This is a genomic window from Oceanobacillus sp. NCCP-135, assembly GCF_059698015.1.
Map to the genome: position 1 here is coordinate 1 of NZ_BAAKSZ010000026.1, position 18,851 is coordinate 18,851.

Below are 18,851 nucleotides of genomic sequence, written 5' to 3' on the forward strand. Positions count from 1 at the left end.
TTCAAAGGGTAAAGTTACCGTGTGGATTCGAACCACCTAGATTGTGCAACAGTGGGGCACGCCAAAAAATCCCCGGCCTTAGATGCCAGGGATAAGTTGTATATCAATTTACCTGTTTGATTCAAGCACTTGCTGAAGCATCGAATTAATCAGATGTTTCTTCATTCGTACGGTCATCTTCTGTATCTTGACTTGGGTTTTCTTCTTGACTTTCATCTGTTTCGTCTACGGAGCTTTCTTCTTCACTGCCTTCATCAGTCGATTCCTCGACAGCTTCAGATCCTTCACTCGCTTCTTCTTCAGACTGCTCATCTGTAAGACTATCTAATTTACTTACAGATTGATTGAAGAATTCTTCAGGGTTAACCTCTTTACCATCTTTGTCCAATTGGAAATAAACATGTGTTCCACTATCTTTGCCGAAGATATTTTTTCCAGCTGTACCAATCTTTTCACCCTGCATGACTTTTGCTCCAGCTTCAACAAGGACTTCACCAAGGCTTGCGTAATAGGTGGTTACATCATTTTCATGTGACATAATTACCACATTGCCTAAGAGCGGATCCTCTTTAACCTCTGTGACCGTTCCACTTAATGATGAAACAACATCAAAGGCTTCGCCATCTGCTGCTGCAATATCTACACCTGTACTTTGGTAATAGCGGTTGTTATGAAAAACCAATGCATTTTCTTTATCCTCTTGTTCTGCGTCGTAATCATAAAATTTAGTTACGATTTCTGCTTGATCTTGATCAGTCACAGGCATTAAAATAACCTCTTGCTGCTCCAATACAGGTTCTGCATCCTCATCATTTGGCGTCGGGATAAAGTCTCCTGCATTTTCCAGCTGTTCACTATCATTCTCAGCCTCTGGAATTTGATTATCCAGATTTTGATACCAAACCACTACCGCTAAGAGCAGGGCTGCAATTGTCAAATAAACTGCTGGAAAAAACCACTTCTTCCGGAAAATGCGTGTCCACTTATTTTTTGAACCGCCTTTGTTTTCCTCATTCATAATCTCATCACCTCAACAACCATTCTGATCAGAAAAAGGAAAATATATACATTATTCGTGAAAAAGATTTTTATTTTATGCATTTTTTTTAAAAGGTGGGGGAAGGTAAGAGGTTTTAGGCGAATAATGTGTGGGTTTTTGGAGGGGATATTTGCGGTTCCGGGGCTTGGGCTTCACGCTCTGCTCGGGCAGACGTTTACAGTTTTGGGTTGGTGTTCCCGCATCGGAAAGCTGTTCCCATATTGATAGAATTAGAATTATATCAGCAGGTGAACGGGTTTTTCGGCAGGTGAGCGATTATATCAGCGGGAGAACGGAGTTTTTCGGCAGGTGAGAAATTATATCAGCAGGTGAACAGATTTATCGGCAGGTGAGAAATTATATCAGCAGGTGAGCGGGTTTTTCGGCAGGTGAGCGATTATATCGGCAGGAGAACGGATTTTTCGGCTGGAAAGAGATTATATCAGCAGGTGAACGGGTTTTTCGGCAGGTGAGCGATTATATCAGCGGGAGAACAGATTTATCGGCAGGTGAGCGATTATATCAGCAGGTGAACAGATTTATCGGCAGGTGAGCAATTATATCAGCAGGTGAACAGATTTATCGGCAGGTGAGCGATTATATCAGCGGGAGAACGGGTTTTTCGGCAGGTGAGCGATTATATCGGCAGGAGAACGGGTTTTTCGGCAGGTGAGCGATTATATCGGCAGGAGAACGGGTTTTTCGGCAGGTGAGCGATTATATCAGCAGGAGAGAATATATATCGCCGAAATCTATTCTTTTATCGGCACCTATGTTCTAACCGTTGGAAACCTAATCACCGAGTGATGCTCAGGGCTTGATCCTGCCCTCCGACTGGGCCGATATTCTCGGGTCTCCAATCAAAAACCCTCGCCTATTTCGAGACGAGGGTTGGGGCTGCGTCAGTGATTGTACTGACTTCTACATCCTTATAATAGTATTTTACAATATCTTTATATGTTTTCCCTTCTTTTGCCATTCCATTTGCGCCGTATTGACTCATGCCAATCCCGTGCCCAAAGCCTTTGGTCGTAAAAATTAAATGGTCATCCTTTTGTTTGATCGTGAAATCACTTGATTGTAATTCGAATTTCTCTCGAATATCTCTGCCAGAAAATGTATCTCCAGCAATTGCCAATTCATCAACGCGATTACTTTCTGTCCGTGTTACTTCAATAGCTAATGCTGAATCATTGGGAAGATCCGTTCCGAGAATTTTTTCCACTTCATCGATCAGAAATATTTTTTGGTCAAGGAACTTTGGCGATGCTTCATCCCATTTACTTTCAACACTTCTTAGATACGGCAGTTCATTTTCCCAGTAATCCTCTGAATTCTCAGTATACCCATTGCTCGTGGAAAAAAAAGCTGGTGTGATCAGATCATTATGGTATGTCAGTATTTCGCCTTCGGTTGCATGTACTGCTTCCTGTATTTTATCCATTTTTTCTGTGTAATCACTACCCATTTGTTTTTGTAATTCACGTTGATCTTTATACACCTGATGCTGGGTGGTATCCGTTACATCATATTCTGTATCCTCATTTTTAAAAAGTATATGATTGACAACATATGTCCTGGCCGCAAGTGACTGGGCTTTAAGTGCCTCGAGCTCAAATTCTGCTGGCATTTCAGATGCAACCACCCTGGATACATATGTTTCAAGCGGTACATCTTCAATCTCCTTTGACTTCGATCTTATTACAGCTACTGAAAACGGCGACGATAACAAGTCAGGCTGTACTTCAGATTCTCCATTATTTTCGGTTGTTCCAGATTCATTTTGACTATCCTTTACAAATGGAACTACAATCAGTGTGGGGATCACTAAAATAATCGTCATCAATACGGATATAATGAAGACTGTAGGAAGTCTCCATGTAGAAGCTTTTTTGGTTAAGTATTGTTTTCTGGGCTTGAATGGTGTAAGCTTTTTTGGTTGATTCGATTGACTGATTGTGTTGTTGCTTTTATAGGCAACGGCTTGCTTCCTCCTTCGTTCCAGTTTTTTCGCTACATTGGTTTTCTTCTTTTTCCATGCTTTAGGAAGCTTATTGCTGGGATATTTACGATTTTCCACGGTCTTCCTCCTTTACAAATTCATTCTACTCTAGCATCCCTACTATTAAACTTATACAGAAATCAGAGACAATAGAACATGATAATGAGAAAAACGCTAAAGCGTCTTTCCAGAGGGTAGAGACCAGAAGTAAGATTGGAAGAAAACGACGAAAAAGCCGATTTCGTATATACTTTCTTCGTTCTTATAAAAATGCTGCCATATCCTTCTTAAGGCTTGAGGTCAGATGGCAGATTGATAAAAATCGATGAATAAACCAATTACTTTAGCTAAACTTCTTCATACTAAGGATTACATTTCTTTCCTTACTTCCCTTTTTAAAAAAACCTATGAAGTGCTCTTAAATTTAGAGTCTCATAGGTTTAGTTGTTATTTTCCCTAGACGTTCTTTGTCATCCAGCGTCTCATCATACAAATGACAGGCAACATAATGATTCTGTTCCACTTCCTGCCACACCGGTTTTTTCTGTGAGCATACCTCCATTGCCATTGGACAACGCGTGCGAAAAACACATCCGCTCGGGGGATGGATCGGACTCGGAAGTTCCCCCTCCAGAATAATTCTCTCCCTTTCTTCCTCAATGTCGGGATCAGGAATTGGGATAGCTGACAGTAAGGCTTGTGTATATGGATGCAAAGGATTTTCATAAAGGCGGGCACTTTCCGTAAGTTCAACCATATTTCCTAAATACATGACCCCAATTCGATCGGAAATCTGCTTTACCATGGATAAATCATGGGCAATAAATAAGAACGTTAAGCCTTTTTCTGTTTGCAGTTCTTTTAAAAGATTTACCACTTGGGCTTGAACAGAAACGTCCAATGCTGAAATGGGTTCATCAGCTATAATAAAATCCGGATTTAATGCGAGTGCACGGGCGATGCCAATCCGCTGACGCTGCCCGCCGCTGAATTCATGGGGATAACGATTGGCATGATCCCTGTTTAATCCAACTTCTTCCAATAGCTGATACACCCTGTCGAGTAGCTCGCTTTTACTTTTAAACATTTCATGCACTTCCATTGGCTCGGAAATAACCTCTTTAACGGTTGACCTTGGATTTAACGATGCATATGGATCCTGAAAAATCATTTGCATTTTCCGATAAAAGTTAAATTTTTCCTTCTCATCTAATTGATGAATATTATGCCCGTCATAGATGACATCACCAGCCGTTTTATGATAGAGACCCATTATTGTGCGACCAATTGTAGACTTTCCGCAGCCTGATTCACCAACGAGTCCAAAGGTTTCCCCTTTATTAACATGAAAACTTACATCGTTAACAGCCTGCAAAACCTGTCCCTTCCCCATTAAAAAGTGCTTTTTGAGGTTTTGTATTTGTAAAATTTTATCTTCCATTATCCTTTCCTTTCTTTACGGTGCCAATATCGTCTTGCTGCACAAAGTTCTTTTTCATATTTCGTCCCTTTTAGGCTGATGACTTCAATTCCTTTTCCAGTTTGTGGTGAATGAATCATTTTTCCTTTTCCAAAGTAAATTCCTACATGATGAAGCTTACCTTTTCCTTCTTCATATGCGAAGAAGATTAAGTCGCCCGGCTGAAGTTTGTCAACATCCACTTTTTCACCTGACGCAGCCTGATCACCCGCATCCCGTGCTATTTCATAGCCATTTGCTTTATGCATTGCATAGGCTAGACCAGAGCAATCATAGCCAAATGAACTCATCCCACCCCAAAAATAATCAAGGTTAATGAATCGTTCCCCAGCTTGAGCAATAGTTTCTCCACTGCCAGGATCCATTCCTTTTTCAGATGGAAAAATATCCGTTGCTTTTTTTGGTAAAAACTTATTTCCATGGGGGGTTATTACCTCTATGCGATCCTTATGAATTTCTGCAACTGGCAAACAAGTCATATAGCTAAGTTTTAGCTGTTTTTCTCCAGTTTCTGATTCCAGCCAGATTTTATCCTTGATTATGGCTGCTGTCTTTTTACTCGTCCATTCTGATTTCTTTACCTTGGTCAGCTGGATTAGTGGAACCCAGCCTGGATAGCCACGTTCATCCTTATTTGACGGCTGTGAGGGGATGACAACATGAGCAAAGCTTCCATTGATTTCAGTGACAAGCACTGGTTCTCCGTACAATAATTGTGTCTGTACTCTATTTTCATTACATAAAGCGAGATTTGTTTCATAGGTTAGTCCCTGAATCCATTGATCCATATTTGTTGGATTGTCTATTCCATAGGCATCGATATCTCTTACCGATTCAGGGGTGGTCCATACTGTAGCCACCTGTACTGCTGTAATCCACATCACTTCCGGAAATTGATCAAACGTTTGTTTAATCATTTTTTAGGACTCCTTTCTTTGTTACCTGATAAGAAAAACACTAAAACGTCTTTCCAGAGGTCAGAGACCAGAAAGCCGATTTGAAGAAGTCGGCAAAAAAACCGCTTTCATCTATACTTTCTTACTTCTTTAAAAATATGACTTTGGTGCAGCTGTTGCACGGATTTCACGCTTCGGTGCATGGGTTTCCTTCAAGGATGCGCAAATTTCCGGCAAAATTGCACGGGTTTCCTTCGAGAATACACAGGCTTTCGGCATGGGTGCACAGGCTATTTCGAGGTGCAAGGAGTTAACGGTTTACCCGCATGACCGGGAGCAATATATACTTACTTCACTATAAAATGCGAGTCAATTGATTTAATCCCCAGTCCAGCTTTATCACCTAATTCTAATACATTACCTTTATAAGTGATCCCGCCAAGCGCCATGTCTCCTGACAGCATGAGTGGCGCATCAAAATCATAACGAGTCACATTGGGTTGACTTGCTGCAAAATGCGCTGCAGCTGTAATACCTATTTTCGTTTCTATCATACTTCCAACCATGCATTCTACTCCATATACTTGAGCCAGCTGAGCGATCTTCAATCCCTCATGAATACCGCCTGCCTTCATTAATTTAATATTAATAAAATCAGCTGCACCTTGCTCCAAAACATTTCTCGCATCATCTACTGAAAATACACTTTCATCTGCCATTATTGGTGTAGTTGTATGTTTAGTGACATATTTTAACCCCTCCAAATCATGGGCTTTTACGGGCTGTTCAATTAATTCTATATTTAATCCGAGATCTTCCATCTTCTGGATTGCTCTAACTGCCTCCTTTGCATCCCAGCCTTGGTTTGCATCCAGTCGAATCAGTATTTCCGATCCAGCTTGCTCACGAATTGCCTGAATTCGCTTTATATCTATCTCCACAAGGTCTTTACCAACTTTTACTTTTAATATAGAAAATCCATTATTTATATATTGCTGTGCATCTTGAGCCATTTGTTCAGGACTATTAACACTTACCGTATAATCTGTTTCAATTTCATCTTGATACCCCCCAAGAAACTGATATAGGGGTATATTAGCGCATTGTGCGATACAGTCGTATAATGCCATATCAACAGCTGCTTTTGCACTTGTATTGCCAACCAGCAACGTGTCTATTTTTTCAAAAAGCCGCTCCCTATATAATATGGATGCTCCCAGAAGAGAGGGTTTAAAGATGCCATTGATTACATAATCAATACTCGCTAAACTATCACCTGTAATGACATGTGTGGGTGGAGCCTCACCCCAGCCAATAACCCCTCGATCACACGTTATTTTGACAACAATGGATTCAGCCACCGTGACCGTTCGCAGAGCTGTTATAAATGGGGTATGTAATGGAATAGCTACCCGAAATGTTTCTATATGCTGTATATTCATCTGCTAACCTCCCATTATTTAACGCCAGCCTCAATGATTAATGATTTTTCTTTCGTTGATAGTTTTGCCATAACACCAAGTGGTACGGAAACATGCGGGAAGCAATGACCAATTTTAAAACCTGCCAGTACCGGACAGTTTAATTCTTTGAAATAATCTTCAAAAACCTGCTCCAAGGTTAAAGACGAATCTAATTTCGGTTCTGCTTTGGCAAAATCCCCCACGACAATCCCGGCTGCAGCTGCTAGTTTCCCAGCATGCTTCAATTGATTTAGCATTCCATCAATTTTATATGGTTCTTCCCCTATATCCTCCAGTAAAAGCAGCTTGCCTTTTGTTGCTATTTCATAGGATGTACCCAGTGTGCTCACAAGTAATGATAGATTTCCACCGATCAGCTGCCCTTGTGCTTCTCCGGCTCTAATTTCTCGCAAGGCGGAAATCTTTTCGGTATAGCCATATCTCCTCGGCTCAAACAGCTGTTCAAACATACTTGCCGAAAGCTCGTCAAAACCTTCCGCTGCAATATCAGAAGCAAGCATTGGTCCATGAAATGTTACAAGTCCGACCTTCTGGTGTATAGCTGTATGTAGATAAGTAATATCACTATAGCCCCAAATAATTTTTGGGTTTCTTTTTATTAATTTGAAGTCTATATCCGGCACAATTCTGCCCATCCCATAGCCACCACGAGCAAAAATAATTGCTTTAATTTGTGGGTTTGCTATCATTTCATGCAAATCCTCAAGCCTTACTTCATCTGTTCCAGCTAAATAACCATGAACCTTATCAATATGCTTGCCCAATTTTACATGCAGTCCGCGCTTTTCAAAAAAAGGAATCGCTTGTTTTAATTTGTCTTGATCAGGCGGCCCAGATGGTGCGACAACACCAACTGTATCCCCTTTTTGCAGTCGGTTTGGATGAAGCATTTTTATCCCCCCTCTTTCCGGTTTTTATTTGGCTGTTTTAAGGTGTTATGCTTAGACTATGACATAATGGTTGCTTTTTTTGGGATGCCAAGCACTTTGAATGATCTTGGGCTGAATGATGCTATGTATTTTTTATGGATTAACTTAATTTGTGTTAACTGGTTACACGCCAGGAGCCTACTTTGACTTAACCGTGTTTGGATGTATAAAAAGGAGCGGCCCATATACATTAATCGTAAATGAGCCATTTCCCTCTTCACCCTCCATTTGAATTACTCTACGTCTGCATATTTCAAATCAAAATAACCAACCGGGTGGCGCAGAATTCCTGAAACGCCATCCGCTTGCAAAGCAACCGTATTATAATAGCGAATCGGTATTGCGATCATTTCGTCAGCAAGCATTTTTTCCGCCTCGTACAAATACTCCCAGCGTTTTTCCTGATCTGTCTCTGATTTTCCATTCGCAATCAATTCATCATATTCCTCACTGGAGAAACCAGTACGGTTCATATATGAATCTGTAATAAAGCTCTCCAGGAAGTTCACTGGATCATTATAGTCATTGATAAATGAACTACGTGAAAATTGAAGTTCAAGGTTTGTCTGTGCTTCCGCAAATACTCCCCATTCCTGGTTTTCCAGGGACACTTCAACACCTAAATTTTCATCAAGCATATTTTGCACTGTTTCTGCTACTGCTTTATTCAAGTCGCTTGTATTATAAGACAACACGATAGGTGGCAATTCCTCATAGCCTTCTTCTGCCATCCCTTCTTCAAGTAATTGCTTTGCCTGATCCGGGTCGAATGTTACAAGTTCCCCGTTGACATCACGGAAGTCTTCACCAGTTGGACTAATAAAGCCTGGAGAAATGAAACCATAAGCTGGTTCTACTCCATTTTTTACAACGTATTCAGCAATATCATCCCTATTTAGGGCATAGGAGAATGCCTGTCTAATCTTCTTATTTTGGAATGGTTCTTCTGTAAGATTAAACCGATAAAATTCGAGTCCGCCATAATCTCCGATAAATACATTGTCCCCATCAATCAACTGATCAGATAGTTCTGGTGGAATACTCGCAGTATCAAGATTTCCACTTTCAAACATTTGATATTGCGTATTCGTATCATTCACCATTGCCCAATGTATTTTATCCAAATTGACCGCATCTGCATCCCAATATTCCTCGTTTTTAGCGAATACCATTTCACTATCATGCTCCCATGATTCAAGCTTAAATGGACCATTTGCCACGAATGATTCCGCTTCTGCATGCCAGTCCGGATTTTCCTCTGCCACCTGATGGTTTACCGGGAAGAATGCCGGATTTGTTAATAGATCCAGGAAGAATCCGGTCGGTGCTGCCAAGTTTACTTCTAATGTTTTCTCATCAACAGCAGTTACAGCAACATCATCCGCTGAACCCTCACCACTGTTAAATGCTTCTGCGCCTTCAATAAAATAGGCTAGGAATGCGGCAGGAGAAGCTGGTTCGGTTTCTGGATTAAGCATTAATTTCCAAGCATAGACAAAATCCTCTGCTGTAACCGGATCCCCATTTGACCAGTTTGCATCCTCACGAATATGAAAGGTATAGGTCAATCCATCCTCAGAAATATCCCATGATTCTGCTACACCTTCAGCTGCCTTGGATTCTTCATCCAAACGGGTCAGTCCTTCCATCAAGTTGTTTAATGGATCCCATGATACAGCATCAAAGCCAATGGACGGGTTAAATGAAGTAGGTTCTACTCCATTATTAAGGTAAAGCACTTTTCCTTCCAGATCTCCTTTTGCATCCTCTGATTCAGCTTCTTCATTTTCCTGTTCTATTTCATTATCATCGGCCGGATCTTCTCCTGCATCTTCATTAGCTGTACATGCTGCCAAAAAGAAAATAGTTAAGACAGAAATTAATAAAACTAGCCACTTCTTCATCCTTTATGCCCCCTTCAATTTATTTTACTGCTGTACTAGCTAAAAGCTGTTTAGCCCGCTCATCCTGCAGCCAGCAATTCACTTGATGCGAATTACTCAGCACAGATCTCTCAGGATAAACTTTATCACACACCTCCATGGCGAATGAACATCTGGCGGCAAATGGACACCCGGCAGGAGGTGAGAATAAATCTGGTGGCGTTCCATCAATCGGGGTTAATTTTTCCCCTTGCAAATCTAGCCGTGGAACAGAATTTAAGAGCCCTTTTGTATATGGATGTTCTGCTTTATAAAAAATTTCCCGTTTTGTGCCAACTTCAATGATCTTACCTGCATACATTACCGCAATTCGATCAGCAATTTTTGCTACAACACCTAAATCATGTGTGATTAAAATAATGGAAACCCCAGTAGCATCCTGGATTTTTCCAAAAAGTTCTAGAATCTGCGCTTGAATCGTAACATCAAGTGCTGTTGTTGGTTCATCAGCAATTAACAGCTCCGGCTCACAAATTAAGGCGATTGCAATCACAATCCGCTGACGCATCCCACCACTAAACTGGTGTGGATACTGTTTCAGCCTTTCATCCGGATTGGGTATGCCCACAAGATCCATCATTTCAAACGCCTTTTTCTTTGCCTCTGCCGCGGTTACTTTATGATGCTGTCTTAATCCTTCCATCAATTGCGTTCCAATCGTCAGTGTAGGATTTAATGCAGTCATCGGATCCTGAAAAATCATGGAAATATCAACACCCCGGATCCTGCGCATCTCTTTCTCAGAAACCTTTGTTAAATCACTACCTTTAAACAGAATAGTTCCATTCGAAATCCTTCCAGGTGGGTCTGGGATAAGTCGCATAATTGCATTGGATGTAACACTTTTTCCACAGCCTGATTCCCCAACAATGGCAAGTGTCTCTCCTCTATTCAAATAAAAGTCGACTCCACGCACTGCTTTTACAGTTCCTCCATATGTGGTAAAAGTTACGTGGAGATCTTTAACTTCGAGAATTTTTTCCAAATTGCCACCTACTTCCTTAATTTCGGATCAAGCGCATCCTGTAGTCCGTCACCCAGTACGTTAAATGCAAACATCGTAAATGAAATAAAGAATGCCGGGAAAAATAATGTCCACCAGTTTCCCGATAATATCGCACCGAGTGAATCATTTGCCATCACACCCCAGCTTGCAATAGGCGCTTGAATACCTAAACCGATAAAGCTCAAAAATGCTTCTGCAAAAATAGCTGACGGAACAGTTAAAGTCATTTGCACAATGATTGGTCCCATCGTGTTGGGCAATAAATTTTTGCGGATGATCCTGGATGTCTTGGTACCAAATGATTTGGAAGCGAGGACAAATTCATAATTCTTGATTTGCAACACCTGTCCCCGCACAATTCGGGCCATTCCAACCCAGCCCGTGACGGTTAATGCAATAATAATCGTGGATAAACTTGGTCCTAGAACAACCAGCAATAAAATAACCACAAGCAAATAAGGAAGTCCGTATAAAATTTCAATAATCCGCATCATTATATTATCGGCACGTCCACCTTTATAGCCGGATATGCCGCCATATATAATGCCGATGGTAACATCAATTAATGCGGCCATCAGACCGACAAATAAAGATATTCTCGCACCATACCAAGTTCTTGTAAAAACATCACGTCCGGCGGAATCTGTTCCAAACCAATGCGTTAAAGATGGCGATTGATATTGATTGGGCAGATCCTGTCGATTCACTTCATACGGTGAAAATATCGGTCCAAAAATAGCCATGAATGATAATAATATGAGGAAAACTAAACCAAGCATTGCTAGTTTATTTTTCACTAATCGCTTCCATGCATCTTTCCAGTAGGATAAGGAGGGCCTTGATACTGCTTCGGCTGCCTCTTTATCTTTTTCCTTCCAATTAAACCATTCATCACGCACTTCAGAAGGAGAATGGAGTGTTTTCGTATCTTCTGCTAGTTTCATAGATTATTCTCCTTCCTTTTCATGCATTTTAATTCGAGGATCGAGGATTCCATATGCAACATCTACTAAAAATAGCATAAAAATCAGAAAAGCACTGTAAAATACGGTTGTTCCCATAATTACCGGGTAATCCCGTTGGTTAATGCTTTCAACGAAATATTTACCCATCCCTGGAATCGCAAAAATTTGTTCGATAACAAAGGTACCTGTCAAAATACCCGCAAGCAGTGTCCCCATAATTGTCACCACAGGCATTAAAGCATTTCGAAGTGCATGCTTGATTGTGATTTTCCATGGAGATAATCCTTTTGCCTTGGCCATTTTAATATAATCCTGTGTTAATACTTCAAGCATCGTGGAGCGTGTAAGTCTTGCTATAATTGCCATTGGCCCTGTAGCGAGTGCCAATACCGGTAGAACCATATGGGCCGGGCTTGACCATGTAGCAACAGGAAATAGTGTAAAATTAACAGCTAATTGTTGAATTAATAGTGTTGCCAAAATAAAGTTCGGAATAGAAATACCTAATACAGCTATCCCCATCATCAGGTAGTCAATCAAGCCATTGTGCCGTAATGCAGCTAATATTCCTAAAATAATCCCCGAAAAAACTGCTACGATAATCGTTACAATCCCTAATTCAAATGATATCGGAAATCCCCTTGCCAATAAATCGTTTACGGATTGATTCGGTTGTTTAATGGATGGGCCGAAATCAAATGTAACAATCGATTTTATGTAAAGTAAATATTGTATGTAATACGGTTCATCCAGATTATAATGTCTCTCCAAGTTCGCCTGAACAATTTCATTCGATGACTTTTCACTATTAAAAGGGGAACCTGGAATACTGACCATCAGCACAAACGTTAAGGTGATAATTATCCATAATGTTACAATCATGATAACCAGTCGTTTTAATAAGTACCTGAGCATGATCCTTCCACTCCCCGTTAAAAACTAAATAACTCACTAATTTATTACACTATTATTTTAATTATTCCGATAGTTTAGTAGGTACTATTAGAACTTACGCATCAATCGATGTAGACCTAGATAAAGTGCCTGAACTGATATCGAGTTTTGAATTACAACTTACGTATGAATCAATGTAGACTTAATTTGCCTGTAATTATGGTTAAATGATACGAATTCTTGGATGCAGAAGCTACCTATCGTAAAATCAACAGGGCGATCCTGCTTTAACTGATGATTTAGCAATCCTTATGAAAAGGTAGTTCGTATTGCAAGCTCAACCATGACCAGCATTGCCTGATAAGCTTCCATCATATCCTTAGCTTGGTACTTAGCAATCGTTGTTCCAGGTTCAATTTCTACACCCGGCATTAGATTGGCCCATTCTGCTTGACCGTAATTATTAAATTCAATTTTTATTTCTGGGTTTTTCGGTGGAATTAGCGGTTTTACATAATGTCGATTTTCCAATGCACAGGTTACTTTTTCTGTCAACAATTCACCTGCCTTTTTAGGTGTTAAGCTTTTCACCGCAGACCTAGAAATCGTTTCTTTTACAGCGACGGTGATTACATTTGGAATAAGCTCTTCTGCTTCTTTTACTGCCTGATCATCCCCGGCAACCAACAAAACCGGAACGCCAAAATGACCTGCAATAAGTGCATTTAATCCCATTTCACCCACAGGCTCATTATTAATATAAAAATTCCGAACAGCATGAATCATCGCATGTGACATAACCCCAAATTGCCCGGCACGTGCGTGATAGCCAACAAACATTGCTCCTCCATATGTCTTATCAATTCCCTGCATCATAGAGAGCGGTTTCACATCTCCGGTAATTAATGTTGCATCCGGATGCAAGTGATCAATTAATATATTATTCATTTTTGAATGACTGTCATTAATTAAAACGTCATCACAGCCATATTGGAAGGCAGCATCAATCACATAATTGGTTTCATCTGTCATAATTTTACGTGCTCGTTCATAATTATGCCTACTGGAGTCAACATATGTGTAATCCGGCAATCCAGTAATTCCTTCCATATCAACGGAGACATATAATTTCATAGTCACATACCCCTTTTAGACTGTTTGTTTTTTTGATAATTTTCTTTCAATTCTATCATAATTATTTTGAAATGCAACTATGGAATTTAGCATATTCATCTGTACTTTTATTTCAATTAACCATTCAGATGGGCGGATGTAAACAGTAGAAAGCTTAACTTATCGTTAAAGGGATTTTTTAAATTGCGTGTTCCAACTCCCATGTCTTGATAGACACCGCAATACATGATAACCTCATTTTCGTTTAAAAAGGAAGGTAAAAAGGACCAAGAAGTTCGAGGTGGCGTAGCTAAGCCTCTGGTTGCCAATCGGCAAGTCTTCTTTTTCATACGAAGGTGAAGGAAGTCTCGCTATGGCTTCAGCGCTGGCGATGGCGGTGGCGCTGGCGATGGAGCTTGCGGTGGCATTGGCGGTAGCGCTGGAACTGGAGCTGATGGTGGAGCTGGCACTGGTGTTGGCGCTAGCACTGGCGGTAGCGCTGGTGCTAGCGCTAAACGTAGCTATTTCGGGAACTACGTTATCCACAGCATTTGAATTTTATAGTTTGCTAAGCACCAAAAAAACAGATGGAATATAAAATTCCATCTGTTATTAACATAAATACAAAATTAATTATTACTTAATTAGAATAATTCTGCTACCGCATCTTTTGTTTTAAAATCTACTTGTACAAAAGGATTTACTACATCCCCATTTTCATCCACACGTTCAATATCTGCACCCAATGCAGCTAATTTCCCTGCAAAGTCAACATACCCACGGTCAAGATGCTTTAATTCTGTAACACGAGTAAAGCCTTCAGCCCGTAATCCTGCCAAAATTAGTGCTGCCGCCGCCCGAAGATCTGTTGCCGCAACTTCCGCTCCCTGCATATCAGAAGGGCCTTCCACAATTACACTCCGACCTTCAATTTTCATTTTTGCATTCATACGGCGGAATTCTTCCACATGCATAAATCTGTTTTCAAAAACAGTTTCTGTGATTACACTTGTTCCCTGTGCATAAAGCATTAATGACATCATCTGTGATTGCATATCGGTAGGAAATCCAGGATGTGGCAATGTTTTTATATCAGTAGCTTTTAAATCCTCTGGACCGATAACACGAATGCCACTATTTTCTTCCGTTATTTTTACATTCATTTCCTCAAGCTTGGATATAACTGAACGCAGATGCTCACTAACCGCATTTTCAATCAAAATATTTCCACCGGTGATTGCTGCTGCAACCATAAAAGTTCCAGCCTCCACACGATCCGGAATGATGGAATGCTCTGCTCCATACAGTCTTTCCACACCCTCGATACGGATTGTTTCGGTTCCGGCACCAATCACTTTTGCACCCATTTTATTCAGGTAATTGGCTAAATCAACAATTTCCGGTTCTTTTGCACTATTTTCAATAATAGTTTTTCCATCTGCCAAAGCCGCCGCCATCATAATATTTTCAGTAGCCCCAACACTTGGCATATCCAGATAAATTTTGGCACCTTGAAGACGCCCATTCACTTGAGCTTCAACAAATCCATTGCCCACATGTACTTCAGCACCCATTGCCTCAAAGCCCTTTAAATGCAGATCGATTGGACGTGATCCAATGGCACACCCACCTGGCATGGCTACTTTTGCATGGCCATATCGCGCTAGTAAAGGACCTAAGACTAATACAGATGCTCGCATTTTACGTACATATTCAAATGGTGCTTCCGTTATTAATTCATTGGATGCATCAATTTCAATTGTATTGCTATTAGAATCAAAATTTACGTCTGCATTCATATTCCGAATAACTTCATTTATCGTATATACATCCGCTAGGACCGGGACCTCTGTAATCGTACTTTTCCCTTCACTTGCAATAAGACTAGCTGCTATGACTGGAAGTACTGCATTTTTTGCACCTTCAACCTTAACGGTGCCATTCAGCTGATGTCCGCCTCTTACGATGATCTTTTCCATATTTCAATTCTCCTTCAGATCCAATTTCATTATATTAATATTCATTTATTAGGATAGGTGTTCCTATGGTATATGTCGGATTCCCTATTTCGTCTTCTACAACAGCTATTTGCAAATTCATCGGGCGATCCATTATCGTGATTTTTTCATTCCATAATGGTGTATACCCGTAAATAATTTTTTTATGCATCGAATTCTCTACTGTGTCGATTTGTGTTTTAATTTGTTGTATATTGAAAAAATTTGCGAACTTGCTAATAAAAACATCACTATCAATTATACCATCATTATCAGTTGTCAGACAAGCAAAAACTTTAAATGATTTTGTGAAAAATCTATCTGTCATTAAAGCTTTTTTATGATGATAAATTTCCTCTACTGTCTCATCCCATCTATCACCTTTTAATACCCCAATTAACTCTATATCATACATTTCCTTTTTAGGAATTATAACATTATAAATTTCGACAACACCCTTCGAATTATGAGGGCTGGCAAAAGAATAGTTTATACTATTTTCATCCTCTTTCATAGTGACTAAATAACTATTTTTTAATTCGTTCACAATATTGTCAACATTTTCTCGAGCAATCTTTTCTTTCACCGTTAATTGCCAGTTTTCTATTTTCATTTCATTCGTTTTCATATAATCAGCCATATCCACCATTGCATCTGATTGTATATTTTCAGCAATTGTATCTGTAGTTATAGTTAGAAACAATAAAGTTATCAGAATTATTTTTTTCATACTAAAATCCCCCTGCCCATACTATTTTATTCACAGTATGGGCAGGGGGAGCTTTTAACATACTAAACAAATTACGACATTTACTAGATTATGAGTTTAGAAGAGAAACATCAGATCACGTGACCATTGCAGAATTTCAAGGAAAAATCGACTCACGCCTGTTCCAATGACAATCGTAATAAATAATAATAATATCTTCGCTTCAGTCGTACGTCCCTTTCTTATTAAAGGATCAAAGTTTATCGTCAACATCACTCTCCACGTAATGTAAATAAATATCAAATGGGAGATCATGCTTATTATTGCTAATTCACCAATTCCAATCATAAGAACCACCTTTATCATTTTGGATCTTTCACAAAGTACGGGAAATTTAACTATACATTATACCGGTTCCGAATATACCAACTGATCCAACCTTCTCCGCAAAATGTGATTGAACCATTATTTTTCGCTAGTTGTAACTTTGCCACGAATAGCAAAAAAAGTCAATGAATTAAGTGGAAACAAAGTAAAGTATCGCAATTAATAAAATTATGCTGATATAAAGCATAATTTCCCGGGAAATATCGACAGTTTTTTTGTGGAGTGGTTTGAGGAGTGGTTTATATACGGAGGAGTGAATTTCTGCAAATTTGTAGAGTAGCTATTCAGGTTGTGGATTTGCTATAAATCGAAGTTCTATAGATTGCTTTGGATGACATCTTTTTTTTCCGGACGATATTTCACGCTCTCCGGGTGATATTTTTTCGCTCCGGACGATATCTCATGCGCTCCGGGCGATATTTCCTCGCTCCGGACGATATCCTACGCTCTCCGGGCGATATTTCCTCGCTCCGGACGATATCTCACGCTCTCCGGGCGATATTTCCTCGCTCCGGACGATATCCTACGCGCTCCGGGTGATATTTCCTCGCTCCGGACGATATCTCACGCTCTCCGGGTGATATTTCCTCGCTCCGGACGATATCTCACGCTCTCCGGGTGATATTTTTTCGCTCTGGACGATATCTCATGCGCTCCGGGCGATATTTCCTCGCTCCGGACGATATCCTACGCTCTCCGGGCGATATTTCCTCGCTCCGGACGATATCTCACGCTCTCCGGGTGATATTTTTTCGCTCTGGACGATATCCTACGCTCTCCGGGCGATATTTCCTCGCTCCGGACGATATCTCACGCTCTCCGGGCGATATTTCCTCGCTCCGGACGATATCCTACGCTCTCCGGGTGATATTTCCTCGCTCCGGACGATATCCTACGCTCTCCGGGTGATATTTCCTCGCTCCGGACGATATCTCACGCTCTCCGGGTGATATTTCCTCGCTCCGGACGATATCTCACGCTCTCCGGGTGATATTTTTTCGCTCTGGACGATATCTCATGCGCTCCGGGCGATATTTCCTCGCTCCGGACGATATCCTACGCTCTCCGGGCGATATTTCCTCGCTCCGGACGATATTTCCTTTCTCCGGGCGATATTTCCTCGCTCCGGACGATATCCTACGCACTCCGGGTGATATTTCCTCGCTCCGGACGATATCTCACGCTCTCCGGGTGATATTTCCTCGCTCCGGACGATATCTCACGCTCTCCGGGTGATATTTTTTCGCTCTGGACGATATCTCATGCGCTCCGGGTGATATCCCTCGCTCTCCCGGTGATATCTAACGTCCTCACGCCGATATCCGCTCGCTCACGCCGATATTTCCGCAGCTCCAGGCGATATCTCTCGCTTTCCCGCCGATATCCGCATTCTCCCGCCGATATTTCCGAGCTCCGGCACATATTACCATTCATCAGCATAAAGCCTTCCCCCAACTAAAACCAAACAAAAAAACCTCCTACAACCTAAAGTTATAAGAGGTTTTTGTTAATTTTATTGACCAACATTTAAGCGATTCATTGCTCGTTTGAGTGCTAATTCTGCCCGTTGGAAGTCGATGTTATCTTGTTTAGACTGAAGTCGGCGTTCTGCACGTGCTTTTGCTTCCTGTGCACGGCTAACATTGATATCTGAAGGTTTTTCTGCAGATTGAGCAAGAATAGTTACTTTATCTGGTCTTACCTCCATAAATCCACCGTTTACAGCAAGTTGTTCCACATGATTTTCACGCTTTAAGCGAACAGCGCTAATTGATAATGGAGCAACTAGTGGAATATGACCTGGTAGAATACCGAGTTCTCCACTTTCTGCTTTACAGCTAACCATTTCAAAGCTATCTTCCAATACGGGACCATCAGGAGTAACAACACTCACAGTTAGTGTTTTCAATGTAACCCCTCCTAAAACTGGCATGAAGTTGGTATATACAAATGTACTGACCACTAATTAGAAAAGCATGGTAGCTCTGCTATGTACTCCACGGCCAA

Annotated in this window: 19 protein-coding genes; 2 read left to right on the forward strand and 17 right to left on the reverse strand. The window is 40.7% G+C overall.

Annotation, left to right across the window (positions count from 1 at the left end):
- Positions 1-145: 145 nt before the first annotated feature.
- On the reverse strand, positions 146-1,018 hold the full coding sequence (gene spoIIQ, locus AC6HVZ_RS15600; RefSeq protein ID WP_497559105.1) for a stage II sporulation protein SpoIIQ: 873 nt from the start codon (positions 1,016-1,018) through the stop codon (positions 146-148).
- Positions 1,019-1,708: 690 nt separating this feature from the next.
- Here spoIIQ and AC6HVZ_RS15605 point away from each other — a divergent pair.
- Positions 1,709-1,846: a hypothetical protein gene (locus AC6HVZ_RS15605; protein WP_497559106.1), complete on the forward strand. Its 138-nt coding sequence runs from the start codon at positions 1,709-1,711 to the stop codon at positions 1,844-1,846.
- A 67-nt stretch (positions 1,847-1,913) separates the two neighbouring features.
- Here the strand turns inward: AC6HVZ_RS15605 and spoIID are convergent, their stop codons facing one another.
- From spoIID to dppA, 10 genes are all read right to left on the reverse strand, one after another.
- A complete protein-coding gene (gene spoIID, locus AC6HVZ_RS15610) occupies positions 1,914-3,119 on the reverse strand; it encodes a stage II sporulation protein D (RefSeq protein ID WP_497559107.1) in 1,206 nt (401 codons plus the stop codon).
- 346 nt (positions 3,120-3,465) lie between these two features.
- The gene (locus AC6HVZ_RS15615) at positions 3,466-4,482 is read right to left on the reverse strand and encodes an ABC transporter ATP-binding protein (protein ID WP_497559108.1); all 1,017 of its coding nucleotides are present in this window, start codon (positions 4,480-4,482) and stop codon (positions 3,466-3,468) included.
- Positions 4,482-5,438: a C40 family peptidase gene (locus AC6HVZ_RS15620; RefSeq protein ID WP_497559109.1), complete on the reverse strand. Its 957-nt coding sequence runs from the start codon at positions 5,436-5,438 to the stop codon at positions 4,482-4,484. Before AC6HVZ_RS15620 ends, AC6HVZ_RS15615 begins: the two co-directional genes overlap by 1 nt.
- Before the next feature lie 326 nt (positions 5,439-5,764).
- Complete coding sequence (locus AC6HVZ_RS15625; protein WP_497559110.1) at positions 5,765-6,859, reverse strand: dipeptide epimerase; 1,095 nt, start codon at positions 6,857-6,859, stop codon at positions 5,765-5,767.
- Between the two features lie 14 nt (positions 6,860-6,873).
- Positions 6,874-7,791: a S66 peptidase family protein gene (locus AC6HVZ_RS15630; protein WP_497559111.1), complete on the reverse strand. Its 918-nt coding sequence runs from the start codon at positions 7,789-7,791 to the stop codon at positions 6,874-6,876.
- A gap of 272 nt (positions 7,792-8,063) precedes the next feature.
- Positions 8,064-9,734, reverse strand: a complete 1,671-nt coding sequence (locus AC6HVZ_RS15635; protein WP_497559112.1) for a peptide ABC transporter substrate-binding protein — start codon at positions 9,732-9,734, stop codon at positions 8,064-8,066.
- Positions 9,735-9,753: 19 nt separating this feature from the next.
- Positions 9,754-10,758, reverse strand: coding sequence for an ABC transporter ATP-binding protein (locus AC6HVZ_RS15640; RefSeq protein WP_497559113.1), 1,005 nt, complete (start codon positions 10,756-10,758; stop codon positions 9,754-9,756).
- Positions 10,759-10,766: 8 nt separating this feature from the next.
- Positions 10,767-11,723 (reverse strand): ABC transporter permease, encoded by a 957-nt coding sequence (locus AC6HVZ_RS15645; protein ID WP_497559114.1) that lies wholly within the window; start codon positions 11,721-11,723, stop codon positions 10,767-10,769.
- A 3-nt stretch (positions 11,724-11,726) separates the two neighbouring features.
- On the reverse strand, positions 11,727-12,659 hold the full coding sequence (locus AC6HVZ_RS15650; RefSeq protein ID WP_497559115.1) for an ABC transporter permease: 933 nt from the start codon (positions 12,657-12,659) through the stop codon (positions 11,727-11,729).
- Positions 12,660-12,947: 288 nt separating this feature from the next.
- The gene (gene dppA / locus AC6HVZ_RS15655) at positions 12,948-13,772 is read right to left on the reverse strand and encodes a D-aminopeptidase DppA (RefSeq protein WP_497559116.1); all 825 of its coding nucleotides are present in this window, start codon (positions 13,770-13,772) and stop codon (positions 12,948-12,950) included.
- A gap of 352 nt (positions 13,773-14,124) precedes the next feature.
- Between dppA and AC6HVZ_RS15660 the strand changes: the two genes are divergently transcribed.
- Positions 14,125-14,349 carry a hypothetical protein gene (locus AC6HVZ_RS15660; RefSeq protein ID WP_497559117.1) on the forward strand — a complete coding sequence of 75 codons (225 nt, stop codon included), beginning with the start codon at positions 14,125-14,127 and terminating at the stop codon, positions 14,347-14,349.
- Between the two features lie 46 nt (positions 14,350-14,395).
- On the opposite strand, the gene murA is transcribed toward AC6HVZ_RS15660, so the two are convergent.
- The 6 genes from murA to AC6HVZ_RS15690 form a co-directional block, all read right to left on the reverse strand.
- Positions 14,396-15,730, reverse strand: coding sequence for a UDP-N-acetylglucosamine 1-carboxyvinyltransferase (gene murA, locus AC6HVZ_RS15665; protein ID WP_497559118.1), 1,335 nt, complete (start codon positions 15,728-15,730; stop codon positions 14,396-14,398).
- Positions 15,731-15,764: 34 nt separating this feature from the next.
- Positions 15,765-16,478, reverse strand: a complete 714-nt coding sequence (locus AC6HVZ_RS15670; RefSeq protein WP_497559119.1) for a YwmB family TATA-box binding protein — start codon at positions 16,476-16,478, stop codon at positions 15,765-15,767.
- A gap of 96 nt (positions 16,479-16,574) precedes the next feature.
- On the reverse strand, positions 16,575-16,805 hold the full coding sequence (locus AC6HVZ_RS15675; RefSeq protein WP_497559120.1) for a DUF1146 family protein: 231 nt from the start codon (positions 16,803-16,805) through the stop codon (positions 16,575-16,577).
- Positions 16,806-17,818: 1,013 nt separating this feature from the next.
- A complete protein-coding gene (locus tag AC6HVZ_RS15680; RefSeq protein ID WP_497559121.1) occupies positions 17,819-17,989 on the reverse strand; it encodes a hypothetical protein in 171 nt (56 codons plus the stop codon).
- A 115-nt stretch (positions 17,990-18,104) separates the two neighbouring features.
- A complete protein-coding gene (locus AC6HVZ_RS15685; RefSeq protein WP_497559122.1) occupies positions 18,105-18,284 on the reverse strand; it encodes a hypothetical protein in 180 nt (59 codons plus the stop codon).
- 73 nt (positions 18,285-18,357) lie between these two features.
- A complete protein-coding gene (locus AC6HVZ_RS15690) occupies positions 18,358-18,753 on the reverse strand; it encodes a F0F1 ATP synthase subunit epsilon (protein WP_497559123.1) in 396 nt (131 codons plus the stop codon).
- Positions 18,754-18,851: the final 98 nt, after the last annotated feature.

Bases quoted from the DNA above. Each gene is read 5' to 3' on its own strand.
- AC6HVZ_RS15615 (WP_497559108.1), bottom strand. From the start codon at position 4,482: ATGGAAGATAAAATTTTACAAATACAAAACCTCAAAAAGCACTTTTTA.
- AC6HVZ_RS15635 (WP_497559112.1), bottom strand. From the start codon at position 9,734: ATGAAGAAGTGGCTAGTTTTATTAATTTCTGTCTTAACTATTTTCTTT.
- AC6HVZ_RS15685 (WP_497559122.1), bottom strand. From the start codon at position 18,284: ATGCTGATGAATGGTAATATGTGCCGGAGCTCGGAAATATCGGCGGGA.
- AC6HVZ_RS15620 (WP_497559109.1), bottom strand. From the start codon at position 5,438: ATGATTAAACAAACGTTTGATCAATTTCCGGAAGTGATGTGGATTACA.
- AC6HVZ_RS15660 (WP_497559117.1), top strand. From the start codon at position 14,125: ATGGCTTCAGCGCTGGCGATGGCGGTGGCGCTGGCGATGGAGCTTGCG.
- dppA (WP_497559116.1), bottom strand. From the start codon at position 13,772: ATGAAATTATATGTCTCCGTTGATATGGAAGGAATTACTGGATTGCCG.
- AC6HVZ_RS15650 (WP_497559115.1), bottom strand. From the start codon at position 12,659: ATGCTCAGGTACTTATTAAAACGACTGGTTATCATGATTGTAACATTA.
- AC6HVZ_RS15675 (WP_497559120.1), bottom strand. From the start codon at position 16,805: ATGATTGGAATTGGTGAATTAGCAATAATAAGCATGATCTCCCATTTG.
- AC6HVZ_RS15630 (WP_497559111.1), bottom strand. From the start codon at position 7,791: ATGCTTCATCCAAACCGACTGCAAAAAGGGGATACAGTTGGTGTTGTC.
- spoIIQ (WP_497559105.1), bottom strand. From the start codon at position 1,018: ATGAATGAGGAAAACAAAGGCGGTTCAAAAAATAAGTGGACACGCATT.
- AC6HVZ_RS15625 (WP_497559110.1), bottom strand. From the start codon at position 6,859: ATGAATATACAGCATATAGAAACATTTCGGGTAGCTATTCCATTACAT.
- murA (WP_497559118.1), bottom strand. From the start codon at position 15,730: ATGGAAAAGATCATCGTAAGAGGCGGACATCAGCTGAATGGCACCGTT.
- AC6HVZ_RS15670 (WP_497559119.1), bottom strand. From the start codon at position 16,478: ATGAAAAAAATAATTCTGATAACTTTATTGTTTCTAACTATAACTACA.
- AC6HVZ_RS15645 (WP_497559114.1), bottom strand. From the start codon at position 11,723: ATGAAACTAGCAGAAGATACGAAAACACTCCATTCTCCTTCTGAAGTG.